Origin of the sequence: Nocardioides humi (genome assembly GCF_006494775.1) — a bacterium.
In the GTDB taxonomy this organism is placed as follows: Bacteria; Actinomycetota; Actinomycetes; order Propionibacteriales; family Nocardioidaceae; genus Nocardioides; species Nocardioides humi.
Genome location: NZ_CP041146.1, coordinates 5,593,901 through 5,618,053, shown reverse-complemented (window position 1 = coordinate 5,618,053; position 24,153 = coordinate 5,593,901). Strand labels below are relative to the sequence as shown.

The following is a 24,153-nucleotide window of genomic DNA, read 5'->3' as shown; positions in this document are numbered from 1 at the left end:
CGACAGCTCGCCCGCGGCCCCGAGTCCTCTCGGGGCCGCGGCGCTTTTCGGGACGCCTCTCAGCGAGCGGATCGCCTCAGGTTAGCCTTTCCTCATGAGAACCCGCCTGGCCGTGGTCGCGGCCGCCAGCCTGGCGCTGGCACTGACCGCCTGCTCCTCCGACATCCCGGAGAAGGACGCCGGCGACGACCCGGCGTCGGGCGCGTCGGCGACGCCGGAGGGCCCGTGGGAGTTCACCGACGGCTCGGGCGAGGTGGTCACGCTCGACGAGGTCCCGACCCGGATCATCGCGCACGCCGCGGAGGCCGCCGCGCTGATGTCGTACGGCATCCGCCCGGTCGGCATCTACGGCGACGAGTCGGTCGACACCGACCCCAACCTGCAGGGTCTGGACCTGACCGGCATCGAGATCCTCGGCGAGGAGTGGGGCTCGATCGACGTCGCCAAGGCGTCCACGCTCTCCCCCGACCTGATCGTGGCCGACTGGTGGCCCGCCGAGAAGGCCCACTCCGGCTTCGAGGACGGCGTCAAGGCCAAGAGCAAGAAGCTCGCCGACCTCGCCCCCGTCGTCGGCGCCACCCAGGGCGACTCGATCCTCGACCTCGCCGAGGGCTACGAGGAGCTCGCCGCGAGCCTCGGCGCCGACGTCGAGAACTCCCAGGGCGCGAAGGACAAGGCGGCCTTCGAGGAGGCGCGCGACGCCTTCATCGCGGCCATGGAGGAGAAGGACTTCACGGCGCTGGCGGTCTCGCCCGCCAGCGACCTGCTCTACGTCGCCAACCCGGAGTACGCCCCCGAGCTGCTCGACTTCGACCGGTGGGGCCTCGACATCATCGAGCCCGACTCCCCCGACCCGGGCTTCCCCTACTGGGAGAACCTGAGCTGGGAGAACGCCGACAAGTACCAGCCCGACGTGCTGATGTTCGACAACCGCAGCTTCGCCGCGGACCAGAAGACGGTGGAGACCCAGCCGACCTGGACCTCGATCCGGGCCGCCGCGGCCGGCCAGATCGTGGAGTGGCCGGGCTTCTGGCTGCACACCTACGGCCACTACGCCACGGCGCTGACGAAGCTCACGGAGGAGCTGTCCGGCCTCGACGACTCCATCGGTGACTAGGGCAGCCGGGCTCCTCGGACTCGCCGCCCTGCTCCTGCTCGTCGGCTTCCTGAGCATCACCCAGGGCTCCCGCCACATCGGGCTCGGCGACGTCGTCGACGCGCTGCGGCACCTCAGCGCCGTGACGACCGACGACACCGTGACGGTCCGGCTGCGGGTGCCGCGCACCCTCCTCGGCATCCTGGTCGGCGCCGCCCTCGGCGTGTCCGGCGCGATCCTGCAGGGGCTGACCCGCAACCCGCTGGCCGACCCCTCGATCATGGGGATCGAGGCGGGCGCCGCGCTGGCGGTGGTGCTCGGCATCGTGGTCCTCGGCGTGACCGGGATCGGGCCGCATGTGGTCTTCGCGTTCATCGGCGCACTCGCCGCCACCGCCCTCGTGTACGCCGTGGGCTCGCTCGGTCGCGAGGGCGCGACCCCGGTGAAGATGGCCCTGGCCGGGGCGGCGATCACGGCCGGGTTCGGCGCCGTCACGATCGGGCTGCTGCTGACCGACCTGCAGGCCCAGAACGCGTTCCGGTTCTGGCAGGTCGGCTCGCTGGCGGGGCGGTACGCGCCGATCGTCACCGGCGTCGCGCCGGTGCTGCTGGTGGCGCTGGCCGCCGGGATGCTGTGCGGACGCTCGCTCAACGCGCTCGCCCTGGGCGAGGACGCGGCCCGCGGTCTCGGGGTGTCGCTGACCCGGACCCGGATCGGGCTGTTCACGGTCGTCGCGGTGCTCTGCGGCGCCGCGACCGCCGCCTGCGGGCCGATCGTCTTCGTCGGGCTCGTCGTGCCGCACGTCGCCCGGGCGATCTGCGGCCCGGACTACTGCTGGATCCTGCCGTACTCCCTGCTCCTCGGCCCGCTGCTGCTCCTCGGCGCCGACATCCTCGGCCGGATCCTGGGCTCCCCCGGCGAGCTCCAGGTCGGCATCGTGCTCGGCGTCCTGGGGGCGCCCTTCTTCATCGCCCTCGTCCGCTACCGCCGGCTGGCCGAGCTATGAGCACCCTGGACCAGGCGATCCCCGCCCGGGTCGCCCTGCGCCGGACCCGCCGCCGGCGCGCGCAGCGAGCGGTCGTCGTACCGGCGCTGCTGGCGGCGACCGTGGTCGTGCTGGGCCTGGCCACGCTGTGCTTCGGCTCGGTCCGGCTCAGCCTCGACCAGGTCCTCGGCTCCCTCCTCGGGACCCGCGACAGCCCGGCCGTCGACTTCATCGTGCGCGACCTCGCCTTCCCGCAGGTCAAGGCGGCGATCGGCGTCGGCCTGGCCCTCGGCGCGGCGGGCACGATCTTCCAGCAGCTGCTGCGCAACCCGCTCGCCTCGCCGGACTTCGTCGGCATCTCCGCCGGCGCCAGCGTCTTCGCGGTCGCCGGGATCGCGGTGCCGGCCCTGGCCGCGCTGAGCATCCCGGTACTGGCACTGGCCGGCGCGGTGCTGTTCTCGATCGCGATGTACCTGCTGGCCTGGCGCGACGGGATCACCGGCTACCGGTTCATCCTGATCGGCATCGGCATGGCGGCCTTCGCGACCGGCATCACCGGCTACCTGCTGACCCGCACCTCGCTGACCGAGGCGCGGGAGGCGCTGCACTGGCTCACCGGCTCCATCGGGCAGGCCGGCGACGCCGAGAACGAGGTGCTGCTGTGGTGCCTGCTGGCACTGGCGCCGCTGGTGCCGGTGCTCCAGCGGATGCTGCGTACCGTCGAGCTCGGCGACGACACCGCCCGCGGGCTCGGCACCCGGCTCGAGCCGACCCGGCTGGCGCTGATCGGCGTGGCGGTGCTGCTCACCGCCCTCGCCACCGCCGTCGCCGGGCCGATCACCTTCGTCGCCCTCGTCGCCGGACCGGTCGCGGACCGGCTGCTGGGCCGTGCCCGCGGCGGTATCGTCGCGGCCGCGGCGACCGGCGCCGTGCTCTGCCTGATCGCCGACTACATCGCGGTCAACGTGCTGCCGGTCGAGATGCCGACCGGCGTCGTCACCGGCGCCGTGGGCGCGCCGTACCTGCTGTGGCTGATCGCCACCACCAACCGGAGGGGGATGGGCGGATGACCCAGGCACCGACGACGCCGCGACTGGCGGCCCGCGACCTGTCGCTGGGGTACGACGACCGGGCGGTCGTCGAGGGACTGGACCTGGACGTCCTGGACGGCCGGGTCACGGCCATCGTCGGCGCCAACGCGTGCGGGAAGTCGACCCTGCTGCGCGGTCTCGCACGGCTGCTGCGTCCCTCGACCGGCGAGGTGCTGCTCGACGGGACCCCGATCCTGGACCGCGGCTCGCGGGAGGTCGCCCGGATCCTGGGGCTGCTCCCCCAGACGCCGGTGGCGCCCGACGGGATCACCGTCGCCGACCTGGTCTCCCGGGGCCGGCACCCGCACCAGGGCTGGTTCCGCCACTGGAGCGCCCGTGACGAGGCGGCCGTCGCGGCCGCGCTCGAGGCCACCGACACCGTCGAGCTCGTGGACCGGCCGCTGCACGCCCTGTCCGGCGGCCAGCGGCAGCGGGTCTGGATCGCGATGGCGCTCGCCCAGGAGACCGACCTCCTGCTGCTCGACGAGCCGACGACCTACCTCGACATCAGCCACCAGGTCGAGCTGCTCCGGCTGCTCCGGACGCTGAACCGGGGCACCGGGCGCACCATCGTGACGGTGCTCCACGACCTCAACCTCGCCTGCCGCTACAGCGACCACCTCGTCGTCATGGCCGCCGGCCGGATCCTCGCCGAGGGCCCGCCGGCCGAGGTGGTCACCGCGGACGTGGTCGAGAAGGCGTTCGGCCTGCCCTGCGTCGTCGTACCGGACCCGGTGGCGGGGACCCCGATGGTCGTGCCGGCCGGCGACTGAGCACGGATCCGAGCTGAGTGCGACGATGCCGGGGTGACCCGGCGCGGCGGCGCTCTCGGGCTCGGCATCCTCGCTGCCGGGCTGGTGCTCGGCTGCACGGGGCCCTCGTCCCGGGAGCCGGGACCGACGACCGCACCGACGACCGCACCGACGACGGCGTCCCCGCCCGTCGCCCGGGACCCGCTGGTCGTCGCGGTGCACGCCACCCGGGCGGCGCCCCGCCTGAGCCTCGCCGAGGCGGAGGCCGTCGCGGCCCGACAGGTCGACACCTGGCGGCCGCTGGACGGGACCGACCGGCCGCTCCGCCTGGTCGCGACCACGCAGGAGGTACGCCGCGACCGGGACGCCGTGGCCGTGCTGCCCGCCTCCGAGGTCGACGCCACGGTGCGGGCGGCACGCGTCGGGGGCATCGATCCGCTGCGGCGGCCGGCGGCGTACCCGCTGCTCGTCGCGGGCCCACCGCCGCCGGAGGTGACCACGCTGACCGTCGTGGGCGACGTGATGCTGGGCCGCCGGGTGGGGGCCCGGGCGGCCGCGGCCGGCGACCCGAGCCTGCCGCTGCGCCCGCTCCAGGACCGGCTGCGCTCCGCGGACCTGACCATCGGGACGCTGGAGAGCACCCTGTCCGACGACGGGCCGCCGCAGCAGGGCGGCGACTCCTTCGCCGCGCCGCCGGAGGTGCTCGACGGACTCGCGGACGCCGGCTTCGACGCGGTGTCGCTGGCCAACAACCACGCCGGCGACTTCGGCGAGCGGGCGCTGCTGCAGACCCTCGACCTGCTGGCCGACGGGCCGGTGCGGGCGTTCGGCGCGGGCCGGAACCGCGCGGAGGCCGGCACGGCGTACGTCGCCGAGCGCAACGGCGTGCGCTTCGGCGTGCTCGGCTTCAACGCGATCGGTGAGACGCCACGGGCGACCGCGGACCGGCCCGGCGCGCTGTCGGTGCGGATGCCGCCGCGCACCGGCCCGCTCGTGGAGGCGGACCTGCGTCACGTCGAAGGGCTGGTCCGGCGCCTGGACTCCGAGGTGGACGTGGTCGTCGTGCTGCCGCACTGGGGCACGCAGTACACCCACGTCGCCGAGCCGATCCAGTCCCGCGTCGCGCGGCGGCTGGTCGACGCGGGCGCCGACCTGGTGGTCGGCGGGCACCCGCACTGGGTGCAGGGCCTGGAGTGGTACGACGGCGCGCTGGTCGCGCACTCCCTGGGCAACTTCGTGTTCGACATGGACTTCATGACCCAGACCCAGCAGGGCGTCGTGCTGGAGGCGGTGTTCTGGGGCGGCGACCTCAAGGGGTTCCGGCTGGTGCCGTACGCGATGGACGGCGACTTCGCGCCGCGGGTCGTGCGCGGCGCCCTGGCCACCGACATCCTGGGGGACGTGTGGCGGCACGGCCGCGGGCCGTTCCTCAGCCCCTGAGCCAGGCCAGCACCACCCGGCCGACCCGGTCGAGCTGCTCGGGGTCCACGAGGCCCGGCAGGTCGCGCGCGTTGTGGTAGCCGGCGTACGGCGTGCTGCCGATCCGCAGGCCCGGCAGCCCGGCGCGGACGAACGACCAGTGGTCGCTCGAGCGCTGCCCGGTCTCCGCGACGTGCTCCACCCCGGCCCGGCGGGCCGCCCGCACCAGGGCCGTGGGCGGCTCGGCGGTCGCGCTGCCCACCGGCACCACCGTCCCGACCCCGACCCGGTCCAGCGCGAGCATCCCGCGCACCGCCCGGCGCGCCTTCTCGTCGAGCCGGGCGACATAGTGCCGCGACCCGTAGTGGTGGTCGTCGTCGCCGGGTCCGCGCGGCTCCTCGGCGCCGAAGAGCACGAGCACGACCGGCAGCCGCGCCTGCAGGTCGGTGCCGGCGAGCGCGAGCACGACGCCGACGCCGGAGGCGTTGTCCTCCGCGCCGGGTGAGACCGCCACCGTGTCCAGGTGGGCGCCGACGACCAGGTGCGGCCGGGCGGGGTCGAACCCGGGCGGCTCCGCGATCACGTTCTGGCTGCGCCCGGCGTCCACGGAGACGCCCCACGACTCGCCGGCGGGCACGGCGAAGCGCTGCCGTCGTACGTCATAGCCGGCGTCGGCCAGCCGTCCCGCCGCCCAGTCGGCGGCGCGCCGGAAGGATCGGTCGGTGGCCAGGCGGGGGCCGATCCGGCCGGCGAGGTGCTCGACCGCGGCGTACGCCGTCGTGGCGTCGAAGGTGGCGGGCCGCGGGGCCGGACTCGGCACGGATGGCGCGGGCGCCGACGAGGAGGCGGGCGAGGAGGTGGGGGCCGCCGGACGCGGCGGGCCGGGCTCGTCGCTGCAGCCGGCGGCGAGGGCAGCGAGGACGACCAGGCTCGTGGTCGCCCTCGCCGCCAACGGCTCAATCCAGGTAGTCGCGCAGGACCTGCGAGCGGCTCGGGTGCCGCAGCTTCGACATGGTCTTCGACTCGATCTGGCGGATCCGCTCGCGGGTCACACCGTAGACCTTGCCGATCTCGTCGAGGGTCTTGGGCTGGCCGTCGGTGAGGCCGAAGCGCATGCTGACCACGCCCGCCTCGCGCTCCGACAGCGTGTCGAGGACGGCGTGCAGCTGCTCCTGCAGCAGCGTGAAGCTGACCGCGTCGGCCGGGACGATCGCCTCGGAGTCCTCGATCAGGTCGCCGAACTCGGAGTCGCCGTCCTCACCCAGGGGGGTGTGCAGCGAGATCGGCTCGCGGCCGTACTTCTGGACCTCGACGACCTTCTCCGGGGTCATGTCGAGCTCCTTGGCGAGCTCCTCCGGGGTGGGCTCACGGCCGAGGTCCTGCAGCATCTGGCGCTGGACCCGGGCGAGCTTGTTGATGACCTCGACCATGTGGACCGGGATCCGGATGGTGCGGGCCTGGTCGGCCATGGCGCGGGTGATCGCCTGACGGATCCACCAGGTGGCGTACGTCGAGAACTTGTAGCCCTTGGTGTAGTCGAACTTCTCGACGGCACGGATCAGGCCGAGGTTGCCCTCCTGGATCAGGTCCAGGAAGAGCATGCCGCGGCCGGTGTAGCGCTTGGCGAGGCTCACCACGAGGCGCAGGTTGGCCTCGAGCAGGTGGTTCTTGGCGCGGCGGCCGTCCTCGGCGATCCACTCCAGCTCCTCGAGGAGCTTGGGGGTGATCTTGCCGCCCTTGCCGAGCTTCTCCTCCGCGAACAGGCCGGCCTCGATCCGCTTGGCGAGCTCGACCTCCATCTCGGCGTTGAGGAGCGGGACCTTGCCGATCTGCTTGAGGTAGTCCTTGACCGGGTCGGCCGTAGCGCCGGCCACCATGACCTGCTGGGCCGGCTCGTCGGTGTCGTCGGCGGCCGAGATCACGAACGAGGACGTGGCGCTGGCCTCCTCCTCGTCCTCCTTGATGGTGGGGTCGGCGGCGACGTCCTTCTCGAACTGGTCGTCGGAGATGTCCGGCAGGACCTTCTTGCCGTCCGGACCCACCGCCGGCGCCTCGGCGCTCGCGGCCTTCTTCGCCGGGGTCTTCGCGGGCGGAGCGGCCGGAACGGGCGCGGGCGGCGCCGGCTTCTTCGCGGCCGGCTTCTTGGCGGTCGTCGCGGTCGCCGACCCCGTCTTGCGCGCGGCCGCGGCCACGGCGCGGTGCTCGACGGGCGCGCCGAGCTCGACGGAGATGCCGAGGCCCGACAGGTGGGCCATCAGGGCCTTGAGCTGGGCCGGAGCGACGTCAGCGGCAGCGAATGCCTGGCGGAGGTCCTCCGCTGCGACCCGGCCGACCGGCGTGGCGTGCTCGATGAGCGCGGCGATCGACGGGTGGCTGAGCAGGGCGGGCGGGACCGAACGATGGTTCGAGGACACGAACACCTCTCGATGCTGATGGATCTAGGGCGCGGCAAAGACCGGAGGTGTCAAGACCGCTTCCGCCATTCTGCCACGGTACCCCCAGCCCTTCGTGCATCGGGGCTCAGCACCGGCTCAGCGTCGGCTCAGGGTCCGCTCAGGAAGCCGGGGCTCAGTCCGCCTTGGCCTCAGCCTGGGCTCGCTTCGCTCGTCTGGCTCCCTCGCTCGCGGCTCATCGCCTCGAGCTCGTTCCTCGCTCAGCGCTGACCGCTCGCTCAGTCACCTTCTTCGCCTTCTTGTAGTCGCGCACCTTCTGCAGCGACACCGGGTCGACGACGTCGGCCACCGACCGGTACCCGTCGAGCGCGTAGTCGCCCGCCGCCTTCTCCCAGCCGTCCGGCCGTACGCCGAGCTGCTTGGCCACGAGCGCCACGAAGATCTTCACCTTCTGCGCCCCGAACCCGGGCAGCGCCTGCAGCCGCTTCGCGAGGTCCTTGCCGTCGGCGGCCTCGGTCCAGATCCGCTCCGCGTGGCCGTCGTACTGCTCGACGACGATGCGCGCGAGCTCCTGCAGCCGCGCCGCCATCGACCCCGGGAAGCGGTGGATCGCGGGCGTCGTCGAGCACAGCGCCGCGAACTCCTCCGGATCGGCCGCCGCGATCGCCGCCGGCTCGAAGCTGCCGAACCGGCCGATCACCTTCTGCGGGCCCATGAAGGCGTGCTCCATCGGGTACTGCTGGTCGAGCATCATCCCCACCAGCAGCGCGAAGGGGTTGGAGCTCAGCAGCTCGTCGGCCGCGGGGTCGTCGGTGATGTGGATGGCCATGGGGACATCCTGCCCCACGAGCGGCTCCCCGCGCCCGTGGTCGCAGCTGCCCGACGGGCCAGGGCCTTTCGGGCCAAGCGGGGCTGACGCCCGGCAGCCTCAGGCCGTCCAGTCCAGGAGGATGCCGCCGGCGGTGATGGCGACCCACCACCACACGAACGAGAGGACCCCGAGCAGGACCGTGCGCTTCGGGTGGGAGGTCCACCAGACGAAGCAGAGCACGAGCATGACCAGCCAGGTCAGCAGCAGGACGACGACCGCCCACGCCGGCGCGAGCAGGCCCGAGGCGGCGTACAGGAAGAACGACGAGACCAGCAGCACCAGGCCGACGAACGGCCACGGCGAGATCCGCCGTCCGGTGGCAGGGTCGATCGCCACCGGACGGATCCGGCGGCGGCGCGCGAAGACCAAGGGGCTACTTGTCCTCGGCGTCGTCGACGTCGTCGTTCCAGGCCGGGTCGTGGTCCCAGGCCTCGGTGCGCTCCGCCGCCTTCTCCAGCGCGCGGGCGGCCTCGGCCTCGGTGGGGTACGGACCGAGCCGGTCCTTGTTGGGGCAGCCGTCGACGCCCTCGACCTGGTGGTGGATCAGGCAGAACCAGTACTCGTCCGCAGCCATGACCCGAACCTACTCCAGGCGACCCGCCAGCCGCTCGACCCGCAGGACGTCGTACTCGTGCTCGGGGTCGCCGGTCATCGCCGCCGCCAGCCGCAGGTGCGGCAGCGCGTCGCCGTACCTCGACTGGCGCTCCAGCGCCCGGCCCAGCGCGTGCCGGCTCCACGCGTCCGCCGGGTCCTCGGCCACGAGCGCGGCCAGCTCGTCGGCGGCCTTCTGCAGCTGCGCGCGCATGAGGTACGCCCATGCCCGCAGCGACCGCAGCCCCCGGTTCCCCGGCTCCTCCTCGAGCGCGGGCTCGAGGACCTGCAGCGCCTCGCGCGGCGCCCGCCGGGAGAGGAGGTCGTGGGCGGTCCGGTACGCCGCCTCGTGCCGTGCCGTCGTACCCGGGAACACGATCGGCGCCATCGGCGGGAGGATCCGGATCTCGGGCGTCTCGCTCATGTGCCCTTCAACTGTCGTCGCGGTCCGGTTGTTCCCTAGAGTGAGCCGTGGACGGGCTGGCCGGGCGACCGCGTGACCCATCGCCGCGAGGCGTCGGGTCCCGAGGAAAGTCCGGGCTCCACAGAGCAGGGTGGTGGGTAACACCCACCCGGGGTGACCCGCGGGAAAGTGCCACAGAGAACAGACCGCCGCGCTCCTCCCGAGGCGCGCGGCAAGGGTGAAACGGTGGGGCAAGAGCCCACCAGTGCGCCGGGCGACCGGCGCAGCTCGGCAAACCCCACCCGGAGCAAGACCAGACAGCACACGCCGGCTTCGCGTGCGGAGCCAGGAGGGCGGCTCGCCCGAGTGTGCGGGTAGGTCGCTCGAGGCTGTCGGCAACGGCAGCCCTAGATGGATGGTCGCCCCCTTGGTGACAGGGGACAGAACCCGGCTTACAGGCCAGCCCGTCCCCACCCGACGTCGGGCCAGGTTGGCGCTCAGCCGTTCTGACGGCTGAGCTCGTCGAGCGTTGCCTGCATGACAGTCTCGATCCGGCTGGCGAAGGCACGCGCGTCCTCCCCGTCGTACGCCGTGCTCGCCGGGAGGACACGGGTCCGCAGCTGGACGGGGATCCCCAGGTACGGCAGGAAGCCGGCGAGCCCGACGTTCAGCCCCCAGGGGAACGTGACGGACACGGGCAGGGCCTTGAGCCGGAGGAGCTGGTCGAGCTTGAGCCGGCGGGCCAGGCCCTGGCCGTCGTCCAGGACCAGCAGCGTGTCTCCGGCTCCTGCGGTCACCAGCGGGACGATCGGGACGTCCTGCTCGATCGCCATCCGGGCGAAGCCGGACCGGCCGCCGAAGACGATGCGGTCCTTGTCCTTGCGGGCCTTGAAGGCGTCGAGGTCGCCTCCGGGGAAGACCAGGACGTGGCGACCCCCGGCTAGGGACTCCTGCGCGGCGGTCCTGCTGGCGGGCCGGCAGTCGAGCTGCTCGAGGAGCGGGCCGAGGCCGACGGTCCAGGCGATCTGGTGGACCAGCGTGGTGACCGGCCGCTCGAGCTCGAGGTCGTCGAGGGCTGCGAGCGTCGCGAGCACGTTGAGATCGAACAGGCTGCCGAAGCCGTGGTTCGCGACGAAGAGAATCGGGCCGTCGGGGATCTCGTCCGGCAGCTCGATCTCCAGGCGGTGGTAGCGCCGCACGGCCTCGATCGCCAGGCTCCGCGTGCCCTCGATCATGGCGTCGACAACCGCGCCTTCAGCTTCGGGAACTGGGCGAGGGCGTTGGTCCGCGGGACCGTGGGCAGCTCGGTGCTGTTGAAGGAGCGCAAGGCCCTGCCCAGCGCGACGACCGGTCCGGTGGTCGCAGCACCGAGGATGCTCCGGCGGCTGATCGGTGCAGTCATGTGGTTCCCCCATGGATTCTTTCGGTCGTACAGGTGGCGTCGGGTGGTTCAGGCGCTCTTCTCGCTGAGTCGCGGGAACAGTGCCAGCGCGTTGGTCCGGTCGACGGCCGAGCGCTGGCCCGGCTCGAGCGCGACGTCCTCGTACTCCTGGCGCATGAAGCGCACGGCCGGCGCGGGCGCGAACGGGTAGTCGCTGCCGTAGAGGACGTGGGCCGGGTCGGCGAACGAGAGCAGGCTGGGCAGGGCGTGCAGGCCCGAGGACAGTGCCACGTCGAAGTAGAAGCGGCGCAGTACGTCGAGGCGGCGCTCGCGTTCGCGCCTGCGGGCGACCATCGCCTTGGCCTGCGCCATCTTGGGCTCGTCGCGGATCATCGTGAGCAGGACCCGGTGGGCGATGTAGGGCAGGAAGCCGCCGGCGTGGGAGAGGATCCAGCGGATGCCGTCGTACTTCTCCAACGCACCCGAGAGCACCAGACCGGTCGCCGCACGGACGGTGTCGAGCAGGAAGTCGGCGGTGAACGACGGGATCCCGGGCGCCGGCTCGGCAGGCAGCTCGCCCGGGTGGAGGAACACCACGGCGCGGCGCTCGTGCAGGTAGGCCAGGAGTGGCTCGAGACCCTTCTCGTACGGGTAGCAGCCGGCCGCGTTGCTCAGCAGCACGATGCCGTCGGCACCCAGGTCGTCGAGGGCGTACGCGGCCTCGGCGAGCGAGCCGGCCAGGTCGGGCACCGTCAGGGTCGCGAAGAACCCGAACCTTCCCGGGTGGTCGCGCACGATGTCGGCGGCGTACTCGTTGACCTCGCGGGCGATGCGACGCGCCTGGTCGTCGTCGCCGAACCACGCGCCGGGCGTGGACAGCGACAGGATGCTGGTCGCGATGCCGTTGCGGTCCATGAGGCGCATCGCCCGCTCGGCCGTCCATGACGGCACGTCGACTCCGCCGGGCCGGATGGCCCTGGCCCGGAGGAGGTCGGCATAGGTCGGCGGTACGACGTGGTGGTGGACGTCGATCCGCGCCGGGCTCCTGCCCATCAGGCCGGCTGCGCGATCGTGTCCGCGGCGTGCGTGCCCGCCGGGGCGAGGCCCAGCTGGGCGACGAGGGCGCGGGTCAGCTCGCCGGTGTTGCCTCGGGCGGTCCCGAACACGAACTTGTCCGGCCGGAGCACCACGACAGAACCCTCGCGCACGCCGTGGCGGCGCAGCCAGCCGACGAAGGCGCCCGAGGTGTCCTCGAGGTCCACGAGGCCCGCGCGGCGTCGTCCGTCGCCGACCGCTCCCTGCGGCCGGGTGCCGAAGTCGTAGATCGTGACGTACGACGGCTCGACCCGGGCCCACGTGTCGAGGTCCGCGCCGAGAGCCTCGCGGGGGTCGACGCCGATGCCGATGACCGACCAGCCGATGCCGATGGCGTCGTCGAGCCGGACCGGCCGGCCGTCGTACCGGCGGACCATCGGCTGCGGCGACAGGGTGCCCTCGACGCCTCGCACGTTGCGCGGCAGGCCGAGGTAGGCGCCCTTCCGGTAGCGGGGCTTGGGCTTCATGCCGGCACGTCGGACCCAGCCCGCGATTCCCGGGGTGCGCAGGGCGGTCCACAGCGCGGCGTCACGAGCCCGTGCCTTCGCCGGGCTCTTCACCGAGACCAGGGACTTGTTGAAGACCGACAGGTCGATCATCGCCTTGGCATGCGGGCGGCGCTCGGACTCGTAGGAGTCGAGAATGGCGAGGTCGGCGCCGTGCTTGACGATCGCCTCGAGCTTCCAGGACAAGTTGTCGGAGTCGCGGACGCCGGCGTTCATGCCCTGGCCGATGAACTGCGGGGTCATGTGGGCCGCGTCGCCGGCGAGCAGGACCCGGCCCTCGCGCCACCGGTCGGCGACGACGGCGTTGAAGGTGTAGACGAGCTGGCGGATCACGACGACCTCGTCGGGGTCGACGTAGCGCGCCATCAGGCGGCGGACCGTCTCGTCGGACTCGAACTCGTCCTTGTCGTCCTCGTCCTTGAGCGCGAACTCGAAGCGGTGGTGGCCGCCCGGCTGAGGGCAGCTGACCGTCGGCAGGTCGGGGTCGCAGACGAAGTCGAAGTAGGGCAGGTGGCGGAAGGCATCACTGTGCCCACCGTCAGGAGCGTCCTTGGCCTCGAGGTCGATCACGAGCCAGCGCTCGGGGTAGCTCTTGCCGGTCATGTCGGTGCCGAGCTGAGTCCGTACGACGCTGCGGCCACCGTCGGCGCCGATCAGGAAGGACGCCCGCACGGACTCGGTCGCCTCGTCGAGGACGGCCTCGCGCTTGCCGTACCCGGACCCGGTGGAACCGGCGTGGACGACCGTGACGCCGTCGTCGTCCTGCTCGAAGGAGACGACCTCACGACCGCGGCGGACCTCGACGTGCGGGTAGCGGGCGAGCAGCTCCTCGAGGCGGTTCTCCAGAGAGGGCTGGTAGAGGAAGTTGGTCACCGGCCACGACAGGGGGCGCTGCGACTCCCGGAACTGCACGAGCAGCGTGCCGTCGGCCTTGACCCACTGCACGGCGCTGTCGACGTTCATGTCGGCGTGGATCTCATCAGCGACGCCGGCGGTCTGGAAGACCCGCAAGGCCTCGTCGTCGGTGTAGACCGCGCGGGCCATGCCGTAGAACTCGGGCTCGCGCTCGAGGACGAGGACGCTCAGACCGCGGCGGCCGAGCAGGGTGGCCATGGTCAGGCCGGTCGGGCCGAGGCCGACCACGACGACGTCGTACTGGTTCGTGCTCATGATGCTGCTCCTGCGGGGGTGCTGAGGCCGGGCACGGCGATCTCGGGACGGCGCGCGTTGAGGGCGGCGCCGCGGATCTGGCCGAGCTTGTCGAGGATGCCGGGGTCGACCGGCTGGTGGCCCCAGACGCTGATGCCCTGGTGGGTGGCGACCTGCCAGGCGTTCTCGAGCTCGGGGGTGAACACGATCGGGTTCCAGCCGACCTCGAGCTCGAAGCCCGACGGCGTGACGCAGTAGAAGGACAGCTCGCGGTCGTTGGTGTGCTGACCGACCGACCAGGCCATCGTGAACCCGAGGGCCCGGACCCGCTCGTACGCACCGAGCATGTCCTCCAGCGACGCCGCCTCGATGTTGACGTGCTGGGCGCGCGTGCGGATCGGGTCGACCTTGAGGCCGTGCACGTTGGCGACGGCGATCGAGTGGTGCCGCTCGTTGACCCGCAGGAAGCGGATCTTGAGCGTCAGGCCGCTGATGTTCTCGTCGATGTAGTCCGAGAGCCGCGAGTCGAAGAGCGTGTCGTAGTAGCGGTGGATGCCGAGCGGGTCGCGGGAGGTGATCGCGACGTGGCCCATGCCCGACTCACCGGTCACGAAGCCGGAGCTGATCATGCGCAGCGGCTCAGCCGTGGTCAGCGGCGTCGTGAAGATCTCCTGAACGATGCCCTTCGGGCCGGCGAAGCGCCAGAGCCGCTCGACTCCACGCAGCGCAGCCTCCTGGACAGTGCCCTCCTTGATCGGTACGCCGCGCTCAGCCACCCGGGCGATGATCCGGTCGAAGGTCGCGTGGTCGTCGACCTGCCAGCCGATGGCCATCAGGTCCTCGGCCGGGCCGCGCTGGACCAGGAACCGGCAGGCGTGGTCGTCGAGCCGGAAGCGGAGCGTGTCACCGTCAAGCTCGTCGACGTGCAGCCCGATCGCGTCCGCGCCGAACCGGTGCCACTCGGTCATCCGCCGCGACTCCACGACGAGATAGCCCAGGTGGACCGCACCGAAGACGGACAGGTCCGTCGTCGGCTGGAGGAAGTCGACGCTCACCGCTCGCCCCGGAGATGGGTCACGGCCAGGTCGTTGAACTGCTCGGCCCGCTCCCACTGCGCCCAGTGCCCGGTGTTGGCCATCAGGAACAGGTCACAGTCCCGCATCGTGCTCGCCAGCCGCGGACCGCCGGCAGGACGGTTGACCTTGTCGTCGGCACCCCAGACCACGAGTGTCGGCACCTCGCAGCGCGCCAGACGAGGATCACGCGTCAGGTCCATCCGCCACAGGGTGCGCAGAGCGGTCGGGCCCGACGGCCGGCGCAGTGGCGGGGAGGCCACGACCTCGGGCTGGATGCTGGCCTCGTAGCGCAGGTCGATCAGCTCGTCGGGCACCGACCCGGCGTCGTACACGAGGTAGTCGCGGATGAAGGTCTCGAGCTTGTCCCGGCTCGGGCCGTCGCCGCCGTAGTAGCCCAGCAGGCTGGTGAGGCCCGGCGTCGGGAGCCCGCGGGTGGTGCCGATGCCGCCGGGACCCATCAGGATCATCCGGTCGACGCGGTCGGGACGGTCCAGCGCCATCCGCAGCGCCGCCGCTCCTCCGTAGGAGTTGCCGACGAGGTGCGCCTTCTCGATGTCCAGCGCGTCCAGCAGTCCGCGGACCGCGAGCGCGAGGTCACCGAACGGATCCGCGTGGTCGAGGTCCTTCGATGACGCACCGTAGCCCGGCATGTCCGGCACGATCACCCGGAAGTGCTCGGCAAGAGCATCGATGTTGCGGGTGTAGTTCGAAGCACCGGTCGCGCCCGGTCCCCCGCCGTGCAGCAGCACGACCGGCGCACCCTCACCCGCCTCGGTGACGAACAGATCGCGTCGTCCGACCCGGACCGTGCTCTCGGTGCGCTGGGCAGCTGTGGTGTTCATCATGACGCCCCCTCTCAGCAACATTGATGAAATCATCAGTTCCGATGAAACGATCTGTCAAGTGTTTTTGATGAGATCATCAGTTATGATCAGGGGCATGCCAGACACCGCCCCGGCCGCGCCGACCAGGATCGACCGGCGCAAGGAGCGCACCCGGGCTGCCCTGCTCGCCGCAGCCACCGGGTTCCTCGCCGAGGGCAGCACGACGGTGAGCATCCAGCAGATCACCGACGCGGCCGACGTCGGCTTCGGCAGCTTCTACAACCACTTCGAGAGCAAGGAAGCGCTCTTCGAAGCCGCTGTCGCCGACGTGCTCGACACCTACGCAGCACTGCGCGACGAGCTCGTGGCCGGGTACGACGATCCGGCCGAGGTCTTCGCCGTCAGCTTCCGCATGACAGGTCGCCTGCAGCGCCAAGTGCCGGCCATGGTGAAGGTGCTGCTCAACGAGGGCGTGGGAATCCTCCTCCACGACCGCGGACTGGCACCACGCGCCATCCACGACATCCGGGAGAGCATGACGGCCGGTCGCTTCGACATCGACAACCCGCAACTGGCCCTCATGGCTGCAGGCGGTGCGCTGCTCGGGCTCCTGCAGCTTCTCGACAGCGACCCGAGCGCAGATGCGGACCTGCTGTCCGACCAGATGACGTCGCGACTGCTGCGCGCCTTCGGCATGGACCGCGACGAAGCCGAGCGACTGTGCGCCCGCCCGCTCCCCGCCGTCCCCGACCTCGAGGTCGACCCGACAGGACACTAGGGAACCATTGATCAATACCGCCCTGCTGCGCGCAGCGACGCGGCACGCTGGCGGCGCCAGGAACGCTCGAAAGGCGTCCGGCCTGCCTTCGCGTCCCTCGCTTGCCAGCGCACTCGCCCTCGCGACGGCGCTATCGATCAGCGTTTCCCTAGATTCCCAAAGCCGCTGAAAAACACGTGCACGGACCTCGCCGAACAACGTCTCCGACCGATTGCGCCAAGCGCTGCGGAGCGCGTCCGATCGCCGCGATCCGAACACACAGTCGCCGGCACGCTCCCCTCAGTTGATGATCTCGCCGCGCTCGTCCGCCCGGAGCGCCGCGAGGCGATCCCGCCAGGCCTGGAGGGCCTCCGGCGCCAGGCGCGTCCAGTCGGTGACCTCGCCGAGGATCCTGAGCGGCTCCCGGCTGCGGTAGGACCGCGTCGGGTTGCCGGGGAACTTCTTGTCGGTCACGTTCGGGTCGTTCTCGAACTGGCCTGTCGGCTCCACGGCGTACACCCGGGGCTCGCCCGGGCCCGGCGCGAGCTCGGCGGCGAGCCCGGCGCCGTCGACGAGCGCGGTGAAGTAGATGTGGTTCATCACCACCTCCGGGCGGTAGTTCGACCGGAAGCCCGCGGTGAGCTGGTCGCCCTCCCGCAGATCCGCCTTCGTGCCATGGAAGAACGGCCCCTCGTCCAGCACCTCGCTCACCGGCCCAGCCTAGGGCCCTACCGCGAGCCCGCAGCAGCGCTGGCGGGCGGCGCGCGTTTCGCCGTTTCCACCACCCGAGCCCGCGGGCCGATCTACCGTGGCCACCCGGCCGGAGGCTCCGGCCGGGTCGAGGGCCGCAGGAGCGCCGATGTCCATGCTGTCGCGACCACCGTCGCGCCTGCCGCTGTGGCAGACGTGGTGGGTGATCGTGCCCGCCCTGCTCCTCTGCTTCCCGCTCGGCCTCGTCGGGGTCTGGCTGCGCCCCGGCCTGACCACGAACCTGAGGTGGGTCCTCACCGGCGCCACGGCCGCCTTCCTGGTGCTCGTCCTCGCGCTTCCCGACGAGCCGTCGCCGACCGGGCGAGACGAGGCGCCGGCCGCCTCGGCGCCCGAGGTGGACGCCGTCGTCGACCAGAAGCCCACCGGTACGCCGACGGCGGCGGTCCCGGTGGCGGTGCCGGACCTCGTGGGGCAGGACCGGGAGGAGGCGCGGGCGGCGCTGGAGGGCGTCGGCCTGGTGCTCGGGGAGATCGCGACGGAGCCCTCGCGGCGGGCTGCGGACTCGGTGCTCCGGCAGAGCACGGCCGCCGGTACGGAGGCGGCGCCGGGGTCGTCGGTCGACGTGGTGCTCGCGGCGCCCCTGCCGGAGGTGCCGGACGTGCTCGGGCTGCGGGAGGGCAAGGCGGTGAAGCGGCTCGAGAGGGCGGGCTTCGTCGTCGACGTCTCGACGAGGGTGACCCGGACGGGTGCGGACGGCGTCGTCCTGGAGCAGCGGCCCGGCGCCGCCACCGGGAAGCGGCCGGGGGCGACGATCAGGATCGTGGTCTCCGACGTGCAGATCGCGCCACTGGCACAGAGCCCGCCGGCAGACAGGAACTGCACGCCGGGCTACTCCCCCTGCCTGGCGCCGGCCAGCGACTACGACTGCGCGGGCGGCTCGGGCGACGGCCCCGAGTACGTGTACGGGACGGTGCGGGTCACGGGCAGCGACCCGTACGACCTCGATCGCGACGGCAACGGCATCGGCTGCGACTGACGCCACCGCCTGACTCCCCACCACCTATCGTGAGGCCTCCGACGACGAGGAGGACGAGCACGATGACGGCGATCGACCGGGACGCGGCGAAGGCGTTCCAGAAGCGCATGGTCCGGGTCATGAACGACTCCGCGCTGGGCCTGCTCCTCGGCATCGGCGACGAGCTCGGGCTGCTCGACGTCCTCGCGCGCACCGGCCCGGCCGACAGCGGCACGCTGGCCGAGGCGGCCGGCGTGGACGAGCGGTACCTGCGGGAGTGGCTCGACGGGATCGTGGCCGGCGGCGTGGCGACGTACGACGCCGCCACCGGCCGCTACGCGCTGCCGCCGGAGCACGCGGCCTGCCTGACCCCCGCCGACGGTCCGGTCAACCTGGCCCGGAGCCTGAAGATGCTGACCATGCTGGCCGGGGTGGAGCCGGAGCTGCGCGAGCGGTTCCGGTACGGCGGCGGGCTGGGGTACGAGCACTACCCGCGGTTCCACGCCCTCATGGCCGAGGACGCCGCCGCGACCCACGACGCGGGCCTGCTCGACGTCGTGGTCCCGGCGGTGCCCGGGCTCCACGAGCGGCTGACGCAGGGCGCGCGGCTGGCCGACATCGGCTGCGGGTCCGGGCACGCCGTCAACCTGCTGGCCCGGGCCTACCCGGCCGGCGAGTTCGTCGGGTACGACCTCGGCGCCGAGGCGATCGAGGCGGCCCGGGCGGAGGCGGCCGACTGGGGCCTGGCCAACGCCCGGTTCGAGGTCCGCGACGTCGCCGAGCTGGGCGAGGAGGCGGCGTACGACGTCGTGACGGCCTTCGACGCCATCCACGACCAGGCGTTCCCCGACCGGGTGCTCGCCGGCATCGCGGCCGCGCTGCGTCCCGGCGGCACGCTGCTGATGGTCGACATCAAGGCCGAGTCCGGGGTCGAGAACAACCTGACCCTGCCGTGGGCGAGCTATCTCTACACGCTGAGCCTGATGCACTGCATGACGGTGTCCCTCGCCCAGGGCGGCGCCGGGCTCGGCACCGTGTGGGGCCGGCGGACGGCGGTGCGGATGCTGGAGGAGGCGGGCCTGGTCGACGTGGAGGTCCAGGAGATCCGGACCGACCCGTTCAACTACTTCTACGTCGCGCGCAGGCCTGCGGGCTCTTAGAGGTTGTGCCGGCTCAGCCGAGCCACGTGCCGAGCGAGACGCTGCCGCGCACCTGTTTGCCCTGGATCCGGTACTCGACGCAGAGCGGCCGCCAGTCGAAGAGCGAGTGCCGGGAGCAGCCCTCGCCGGAGCGGAGGCGAGCGTGGATCGAGGACGCCGACTCCCCGGGAGCGCCGACCACGGTGAACTCGCGGTAGCAGCTGCCGGAGCCGCAGCCGTCGTCCTCGTCGGTCAGGCTGAGTCCGGGAGGCAGGTCCGGCAGGTCGGAGCGGGGCGGGACCGAGGCCGCGAGGTAGAAGGTGACGTTCATGACCAGGACGACCAGCGCCACGGCCAGCAGGGTCCCGGCGAGACCGACGACGAGCAGGATCCGGCGCCCCATGCCCACACCCTCCCATGACCCGGGCGTGCGAGGGCCCCCGGCACCACGGTGCCAGGGCCCTCGCGAAGCGTCAGACGGACGTCAGACGGCGCGGACGTTCTCCGCCTGCGGGCCCTTCGGGCCCTGGGTGACGTCGAACTCGACCTGCTGGTTCTCGTCCAGGGACTTGTAGCCGGTGCCCTGGATGGCCGAGAAGTGGACGAAGACGTCCGGGGTGCCGTCGGCCGGGGCGATGAAGCCGAAGCCCTTCTCGCTGTTGAACCACTTGACGGTGCCCTGAGCCATGTTTCTCTCCTTGGTGTTCGCGGCGCCGACGTCGTGCCGGTGCCTGGTGCTGAAGACATCCGTCTTGCCTGATGCCCAGCTGAAACCGAAGACCAAGAGCACAAGATGAACCACACCCACCGTGGGCGCGGAAGGCTCCCTTGCGGGGAGCCACTTCAACAACGGCAACCCTAGCACCGCTGGGCCTCACGTCTAGGATCACCGCACAGCCGTCTCTCGGCTGCCGGACGAGGGAGCCGTACCCGGAGCGCGACAAGACGGCCACGAGGAGTGGCTGGTCATGGCGTGGTTGGTGCTGGTGGTGTCCGGCGGGCTCGAGGCGGTGTGGGCGACGGCCCTGTCACGGTCCGAGGGTTTCAGCAGGCTCGCGCCGTCGCTGGTGTTCCTCGTCGCGGTGGTGGCGAGCATGCTGGGGCTGGGCTACGCGATGCGCTCGCTGCCCATCGGGACGGCGTACGCCGTGTGGGTCGGGATCGGCGCGGCGCTCACGGTGGTGATCGCGATGGCGAGCGGCGAGGAGCCGGTCAGCGTGGTGCGGATCCTGCTGCTGCTCGGCCTGGTCGGGTGCGTCATCGGGCTCAAGCTGGCGCACTGAGCCTCCAGCGGGCCGGCGGTTCCCGGCGCCCGGGACGGGTACCACGAACGTCATGGCCGTCTTCCTCGCCTGGTCCTCCGCCGCCGTCCCCGAGGACGCGCACGGCCCCTGGACGGAGCTGCGCCGGCTCGCCGAGGGCCTGGTCGTGGTCGAGAGCACCGAGAGCCTGTCCCGGGTCTACCACGAGCTGAAGTGGTCGCTGCCCGAGGGCACGGCGCTGCTCGTCGCGCCCCTGGCGGAGCGGCCGAAGCTCAAGGGCCTGCCGCCCGGGACGACGACGTGGCTGCGCGACCGGCTCCCCGGGCCGGACCACTGACGACCGGATCCCCGACCGCCGGGGCGCCGAGCGGCCAGGCGGCGAGGACGCGGCAGTCCCCCTCGTCGTACCACTGCAGCTCCAGACGCTCCGCCCGCGTGCGCGCCGGCAGCAGGCCGCCGACCTCCGCCGCTACCGAGCCGATGGAGACGGCGGGGCCGAGGCGGTCCAGCGTCAGGTGGGGGACGACGTCCGCGAACTCACCGGCGTAGGGAGGACAGTCCGGGAACGCCCGCCACAGCCGCGCGGTCAGCTCGGCGAAGGGGGCGGCGGGCGTGGGCACGGCGTGGACGATGCCGTCCGGGAACGCGGCGACCTCGTCGAGCACGAAGTCGAAGGCCGGCGTGGTGCGGGCGATCTCCGCCACCCGGGCCAGGTCGGCGGCCGAGGGCGCGGGCAGGAAGGGCGCCAACGCGGTGATGTGGGCGTGGGTGAAGGCCGGGTCCCGGGAGACCCAGGCGGCGTCGTAGTGCTCCCAGCGCGCGCGGACGTACGGCTCGAGGGCCGGGACGGGGACCGCGAGGACGGAATGGGCCACGCCGGGAGGATAGGTTGCGGGGCATGAGCGCCGTCGTACCGCCGCCCGCACCCGCCGTCCGCGCGCAGGCCGCCGAGCGCCTCGCCGGCCTCGCGACGCCCGCCGGGGCGCTGGGCCGCCTCGGCGACCTCGGCGTCTGGCTGAGCGCCGCGCAGGGCGTCTGCCCGCCCGCGCCGCTCGACCAGGTGCGGCTGGTGATCTTCGCCGGCGACCACGGCGTCGCCCGGCACGGCGTGTCGGCCTATCCCCGGCTATCACGCCCGCGATGGTGCGCACCTTCGTGCTCGGCAAGGCGGGCGTCTCGGCGCTCGCGGCGGCGCACGGCGTCCACGTGCGGGTGCTCGACCTCGGCGTCGACGACGACCTCGACGGCGTGCCGGCCGACGTCACCGCCCACAAGGTACGACGCGGCAGCGGCGCCATCCACGTGGAGGACGCGCTGAGCGCCGACGAGGCCGCGCGGGCCTACGACGCGGGCCGCACCGTCGCACGCGAGGAGATCGCCGCCGGGGCGCAGCTCCTGCTCTCCGGCGACATGGGCATCGGCAACACCACGCCCGCCGCCGCGCTGGTGGCCGCCGCGCTCGGCCTGCCCGCCGCCGAGGTCACCGGCCGCGGGACCGGCGTCGACGACGCCGCGCTCGCGCACAAGCAGGCCCTCGTCCAGCAGGCCCTCGACCGCGCGGGCGACCGCGTGGCCGACCCGCTCGACGCGCTCGCCGCGCTCGGCAGCGCCGACCTGGTCGCGACCACCGGCTACCTCGTGCAGGCGGCCGAGGGCGGCGTACCCGTCCTCCTCGACGGCCTGATGTCCGTCGCCTGCGCGCTGTACGCCGAGCGGATCGCCCCCGGCGCCGCCGCCTGGTTCGCCGCCGGGCACCGCTCGACCGAGCCGGCGCAGGCGCTGGCCCTGGAGAAGCTCGGCCTGGAGCCGGCCCTCGACCTCGGGCTGCGGCTGGGCGAGGGGTCCGGCGCGGTGGCGGCGGTCCCGGTGCTGCGCTCGGCGGTGGCGCTGCTGCGCGACGTCGCGCTGCTCGCCGACCTGATGCCCCCGGCCCCCGAGCAGCCATGACCACCCCACGACGTTCTTCTCCGCCGCTTCGCTCCCCCGAACAACTGCGCGGGGACCCCGGATGAGCGTCGCCGTCGCCGGCCGCAGCCTGCGGCTGTCGATCGGGATGCTGACCGCGCTGCGCGTCCCCGCGGTGCTGCGGGTCACGCCCGGCGTCGCGACCGGTGCGCTCCTGCTCGCGCCGCTCGCCGTCCTCCCTCTCGGTGCGCTCGTGGGCGTGGTCGTGTGGGGCGGCGGCCGGCTCGACCTGCCCGCGCTCGCGGTCGCCTTCGTCGCCCTCGCCGCGCTCGCCGCCGGCAGCCGCGCCCTCCACCTCGACGGCCTCTCCGACGTCGCCGACGGCCTCACCTCCTCCCATGACCGGGAGCGTTCGCTGGCCGTCATGAAGAGCGGTACGGCGGGCCCCGCGGGCGTCGCGGCCCTGGTGCTGGTGCTGGGGGCGCAGGCCGCCGGGCTGACCTGGTTCGTCTCCTACGGCGGCGAGGTCCGCACCGCCGTCGTGGCGGGCGCGGCGGTGTGCGCCTCGCGCGCCGCGCTCTGGATCACGGCGTGCCGGCTCGCTCCGCCGGCGCGCGCGGACGGGCTGGGCGTGACCTTCACCCGACGGGTCCCGGTGCCGGTCGCCGTGGTCGGCTGGGCCGGCCTCGCCGCGCTGGCGATGCTGGTCGACCCGGTCCGCGGACCGGTCACCGTGGGCGTGGCGGCGCTCGTCGTCGTCGTGCTGACGGCCCACGCCGTGCGCCGCCTCGGCGGGGTCACCGGCGACGTGTTCGGCGCGGGCATCGAGCTGGCGCTCGCCGTGCTCCTGATAGGACTGGCGGGTGCCTGACGACCTGCCCGGGCGGCCGCCGAGGAGCACCGAGCGGCTCGCGGTCGTCCGCGCGCTGGCCGAGGCGCGGCAGCGCGGCGAGCTCGGCCGGGACGACCAGCTCGAGCGCACCGACGTGGCGGTCCGGGTCGAGACGCTGGCCGAGCTGGCCGCGCTGGTCGAGGACCTGAGCGAGCCGCCGCTGCTCCCCGAGGCGCAGCCGAGCCGCCGCGGCCTCCTGCTCGCCGTCGGCGGGCTGGTGGCCGCGGGAGCCGCCGGTGCCGCCGCGCTCGCCGCCCGCGGCGGGGAGCCGGAGACGGCGCCGCGCGCGACGCCACGACCCACCCCGACCCCCACGCCGAGCCCCACGCCCGTGCCGACACCCACGCCGACCCCGACCCCGACTCCCGAGCCGGTCCCCAGCCTGCTCACCGTGGCCGGCCTGGAGGTGCTCTTCGCCGACTACCACGAGAAGCACGGCACCTGGTGGGCCTACGAGCTGTCGGTCAACGGCACCGATCGGGCCAACGCCCACGTCCCCGTCGGGCCGCTGCGGAAGCGGCGGCTGCGGTGGTGGAACTGGGATCCCGACCGGCGCTGGAGCACGATCTTCGACCCGATGCCGATCACGAATCCCGACGAGCGGGCCATCGACCTGCGCAGGATCGACAAGGCCGCGGCGATCCGCAACGTGCCCGAGGCCGAGCGCTCGCTGAACGTCGAGAACCCCACCGGCGTGCAGTTCGAGTTCACCCACGACCGGCGGTACGGGCCGGTCGTGGTGTTCTACGTGACCAACGGGTACCGCGAGAGCGGCGCGATGTACACGGATCTCGCCGGCGACGTCCTCGCCCGCTCGCCGTTCGTCCGCTCCTGACGGGT

28 protein-coding genes, 1 other RNA gene, 1 pseudogene and 1 riboswitch are annotated in these 24,153 nt (G+C 72.9%); of the genes and pseudogenes, 14 read left to right on the top strand and 16 right to left on the bottom strand.

Translation table 11 applies throughout. The features are described from left to right. Positions 1 to 94 precede the first annotated feature (94 nt). Genes FIV44_RS27145 through FIV44_RS27125 form a run of 5 tightly spaced genes read left to right on the top strand, consistent with a single transcriptional unit; the run spans position 95 to position 5,364 of the window. Complete coding sequence (locus FIV44_RS27145; protein ID WP_141007158.1) at positions 95 to 1,117, top strand: ABC transporter substrate-binding protein; 1,023 nt, start codon at positions 95 to 97, stop codon at positions 1,115 to 1,117. Then, entirely contained in the window at positions 1,110 to 2,102 is a 993-nt protein-coding gene (locus FIV44_RS27140; protein WP_141007157.1) for a FecCD family ABC transporter permease, read from the top strand. Before FIV44_RS27145 ends, FIV44_RS27140 begins: the two co-directional genes overlap by 8 nt. Further along, positions 2,099 to 3,151, top strand: a complete 1,053-nt coding sequence (locus FIV44_RS27135; protein WP_141007156.1) for a FecCD family ABC transporter permease — start codon at positions 2,099 to 2,101, stop codon at positions 3,149 to 3,151. The genes FIV44_RS27140 and FIV44_RS27135 overlap by 4 nt, the downstream gene beginning before the upstream one ends. Continuing rightward, a complete protein-coding gene (locus FIV44_RS27130; RefSeq protein WP_141007155.1) occupies positions 3,148 to 3,945 on the top strand; it encodes an ABC transporter ATP-binding protein in 798 nt (265 codons plus the stop codon). Before FIV44_RS27135 ends, FIV44_RS27130 begins: the two co-directional genes overlap by 4 nt. Before the next feature lie 33 nt (positions 3,946 to 3,978). Next, positions 3,979 to 5,364 carry a CapA family protein gene (locus tag FIV44_RS27125; RefSeq protein WP_141007154.1) on the top strand — a complete coding sequence of 462 codons (1,386 nt, stop codon included), beginning with the start codon at positions 3,979 to 3,981 and terminating at the stop codon, positions 5,362 to 5,364. On the opposite strand, the gene FIV44_RS27120 is transcribed toward FIV44_RS27125, so the two are convergent. The 6 genes from FIV44_RS27120 to FIV44_RS27095 form a co-directional block, all read right to left on the bottom strand. Continuing rightward, entirely contained in the window at positions 5,354 to 6,295 is a 942-nt protein-coding gene (locus FIV44_RS27120; RefSeq protein WP_141007153.1) for a M28 family metallopeptidase, read from the bottom strand. The genes FIV44_RS27125 and FIV44_RS27120 overlap by 11 nt on opposite strands. Positions 6,296 to 6,299: 4 nt before the next feature. Next, a complete protein-coding gene (locus tag FIV44_RS27115; RefSeq protein WP_425465183.1) occupies positions 6,300 to 7,598 on the bottom strand; it encodes an RNA polymerase sigma factor in 1,299 nt (432 codons plus the stop codon). A gap of 373 nt (positions 7,599 to 7,971) precedes the next feature. Then, on the bottom strand, positions 7,972 to 8,565 hold the full coding sequence (locus FIV44_RS27110) for an HhH-GPD-type base excision DNA repair protein (protein WP_141007151.1): 594 nt from the start codon (positions 8,563 to 8,565) through the stop codon (positions 7,972 to 7,974). A 99-nt stretch (positions 8,566 to 8,664) separates the two neighbouring features. Beyond that, entirely contained in the window at positions 8,665 to 8,943 is a 279-nt protein-coding gene (locus FIV44_RS27105; RefSeq protein WP_141007150.1) for a hypothetical protein, read from the bottom strand. Between the two features lie 37 nt (positions 8,944 to 8,980). Beyond that, positions 8,981 to 9,181, bottom strand: a complete 201-nt coding sequence (locus FIV44_RS27100) for a hypothetical protein (RefSeq protein WP_141007149.1) — start codon at positions 9,179 to 9,181, stop codon at positions 8,981 to 8,983. Between the two features lie 9 nt (positions 9,182 to 9,190). Further along, positions 9,191 to 9,622, bottom strand: coding sequence for a tetratricopeptide repeat protein (locus tag FIV44_RS27095; protein WP_141007148.1), 432 nt, complete (start codon positions 9,620 to 9,622; stop codon positions 9,191 to 9,193). 52 nt (positions 9,623 to 9,674) lie between these two features. Between FIV44_RS27095 and rnpB the strand changes: the two genes are divergently transcribed. Next, an RNA gene (rnpB, locus tag FIV44_RS27090) (RNase P RNA component class A) lies at positions 9,675 to 10,072 on the top strand. Positions 10,073 to 10,098: 26 nt separating this feature from the next. Here rnpB and FIV44_RS27085 read toward each other — a convergent pair. Genes FIV44_RS27085 through FIV44_RS27065 form a run of 6 tightly spaced genes read right to left on the bottom strand, consistent with a single transcriptional unit; the run spans position 10,099 to position 15,653 of the window. Continuing rightward, entirely contained in the window at positions 10,099 to 10,836 is a 738-nt protein-coding gene (locus tag FIV44_RS27085) for a 1-acyl-sn-glycerol-3-phosphate acyltransferase (RefSeq protein ID WP_141007147.1), read from the bottom strand. Then, positions 10,833 to 11,003, bottom strand: coding sequence for a hypothetical protein (locus FIV44_RS30920; protein WP_181410864.1), 171 nt, complete (start codon positions 11,001 to 11,003; stop codon positions 10,833 to 10,835). Before FIV44_RS30920 ends, FIV44_RS27085 begins: the two co-directional genes overlap by 4 nt. Positions 11,004 to 11,051: 48 nt before the next feature. Further along, positions 11,052 to 12,035 carry an amidohydrolase family protein gene (locus tag FIV44_RS27080; RefSeq protein ID WP_141007146.1) on the bottom strand — a complete coding sequence of 328 codons (984 nt, stop codon included), beginning with the start codon at positions 12,033 to 12,035 and terminating at the stop codon, positions 11,052 to 11,054. Beyond that, entirely contained in the window at positions 12,035 to 13,753 is a 1,719-nt protein-coding gene (mhpA, locus tag FIV44_RS27075) for a bifunctional 3-(3-hydroxy-phenyl)propionate/3-hydroxycinnamic acid hydroxylase MhpA (protein ID WP_141007145.1), read from the bottom strand. Before mhpA ends, FIV44_RS27080 begins: the two co-directional genes overlap by 1 nt. Continuing rightward, positions 13,750 to 14,787: a VOC family protein gene (locus FIV44_RS27070; RefSeq protein ID WP_219996195.1), complete on the bottom strand. Its 1,038-nt coding sequence runs from the start codon at positions 14,785 to 14,787 to the stop codon at positions 13,750 to 13,752. Before FIV44_RS27070 ends, mhpA begins: the two co-directional genes overlap by 4 nt. Beyond that, positions 14,784 to 15,653 (bottom strand): alpha/beta fold hydrolase, encoded by an 870-nt coding sequence (locus FIV44_RS27065; protein ID WP_246086650.1) that lies wholly within the window; start codon positions 15,651 to 15,653, stop codon positions 14,784 to 14,786. Before FIV44_RS27065 ends, FIV44_RS27070 begins: the two co-directional genes overlap by 4 nt. On the opposite strand from FIV44_RS27065, the gene FIV44_RS27060 reads away from it, so the two are divergent. Next, positions 15,652 to 16,410 carry a TetR/AcrR family transcriptional regulator gene (locus FIV44_RS27060; protein ID WP_246086649.1) on the top strand — a complete coding sequence of 253 codons (759 nt, stop codon included), beginning with the start codon at positions 15,652 to 15,654 and terminating at the stop codon, positions 16,408 to 16,410. The genes FIV44_RS27065 and FIV44_RS27060 overlap by 2 nt on opposite strands. 279 nt (positions 16,411 to 16,689) lie before the next feature. On the opposite strand, the gene arr is transcribed toward FIV44_RS27060, so the two are convergent. Further along, on the bottom strand, positions 16,690 to 17,100 hold the full coding sequence (gene arr, locus FIV44_RS27055) for an NAD(+)--rifampin ADP-ribosyltransferase (RefSeq protein WP_141007144.1): 411 nt from the start codon (positions 17,098 to 17,100) through the stop codon (positions 16,690 to 16,692). Between the two features lie 148 nt (positions 17,101 to 17,248). Between arr and FIV44_RS27050 the strand changes: the two genes are divergently transcribed. Beyond that, a complete protein-coding gene (locus tag FIV44_RS27050; protein WP_141007143.1) occupies positions 17,249 to 18,136 on the top strand; it encodes a PASTA domain-containing protein in 888 nt (295 codons plus the stop codon). 62 nt (positions 18,137 to 18,198) lie between these two features. Next, positions 18,199 to 19,275 carry a class I SAM-dependent methyltransferase gene (locus tag FIV44_RS27045; RefSeq protein ID WP_141007142.1) on the top strand — a complete coding sequence of 359 codons (1,077 nt, stop codon included), beginning with the start codon at positions 18,199 to 18,201 and terminating at the stop codon, positions 19,273 to 19,275. 13 nt (positions 19,276 to 19,288) lie between these two features. On the opposite strand, the gene FIV44_RS27040 is transcribed toward FIV44_RS27045, so the two are convergent. Both FIV44_RS27040 and FIV44_RS27035 read right to left on the bottom strand, forming a co-directional pair. Then, entirely contained in the window at positions 19,289 to 19,657 is a 369-nt protein-coding gene (locus FIV44_RS27040; RefSeq protein WP_141007141.1) for a hypothetical protein, read from the bottom strand. Between the two features lie 81 nt (positions 19,658 to 19,738). After that, positions 19,739 to 19,942, bottom strand: coding sequence for a cold-shock protein (locus tag FIV44_RS27035; RefSeq protein WP_141007140.1), 204 nt, complete (start codon positions 19,940 to 19,942; stop codon positions 19,739 to 19,741). 203 nt (positions 19,943 to 20,145) lie between these two features. After that, a riboswitch (guanidine-III (ykkC-III) riboswitch) is annotated at positions 20,146 to 20,208 on the top strand. A 14-nt stretch (positions 20,209 to 20,222) separates the two neighbouring features. Here FIV44_RS27035 and FIV44_RS27030 point away from each other — a divergent pair. Then, positions 20,223 to 20,537, top strand: coding sequence for a DMT family transporter (locus tag FIV44_RS27030; RefSeq protein ID WP_141007139.1), 315 nt, complete (start codon positions 20,223 to 20,225; stop codon positions 20,535 to 20,537). A 52-nt stretch (positions 20,538 to 20,589) separates the two neighbouring features. Then, positions 20,590 to 20,853: a hypothetical protein gene (locus tag FIV44_RS27025; RefSeq protein ID WP_141007138.1), complete on the top strand. Its 264-nt coding sequence runs from the start codon at positions 20,590 to 20,592 to the stop codon at positions 20,851 to 20,853. Here FIV44_RS27025 and FIV44_RS27020 read toward each other — a convergent pair. Then, positions 20,789 to 21,391, bottom strand: a complete 603-nt coding sequence (locus FIV44_RS27020) for a 2'-5' RNA ligase family protein (RefSeq protein WP_141007137.1) — start codon at positions 21,389 to 21,391, stop codon at positions 20,789 to 20,791. The two genes, FIV44_RS27025 and FIV44_RS27020, sit on opposite strands and share 65 nt — an antisense overlap. A gap of 23 nt (positions 21,392 to 21,414) precedes the next feature. On the opposite strand from FIV44_RS27020, the pseudogene cobT reads away from it, so the two are divergent. The 3 genes and pseudogenes from cobT to FIV44_RS30915 all read left to right on the top strand — a co-directional run bounded on the left by cobT (position 21,415) and on the right by FIV44_RS30915 (position 24,148). Next, positions 21,415 to 22,463 (top strand): annotated as a pseudogene (gene cobT, locus FIV44_RS27015) (nicotinate-nucleotide--dimethylbenzimidazole phosphoribosyltransferase). A 61-nt stretch (positions 22,464 to 22,524) separates the two neighbouring features. Continuing rightward, positions 22,525 to 23,292 carry an adenosylcobinamide-GDP ribazoletransferase gene (locus FIV44_RS27010; RefSeq protein WP_141007136.1) on the top strand — a complete coding sequence of 256 codons (768 nt, stop codon included), beginning with the start codon at positions 22,525 to 22,527 and terminating at the stop codon, positions 23,290 to 23,292. Beyond that, a complete protein-coding gene (locus tag FIV44_RS30915) occupies positions 23,285 to 24,148 on the top strand; it encodes a DUF1707 domain-containing protein (RefSeq protein WP_181410863.1) in 864 nt (287 codons plus the stop codon). Before FIV44_RS27010 ends, FIV44_RS30915 begins: the two co-directional genes overlap by 8 nt. The last annotated feature ends 5 nt before the right edge of the window (positions 24,149 to 24,153 follow it).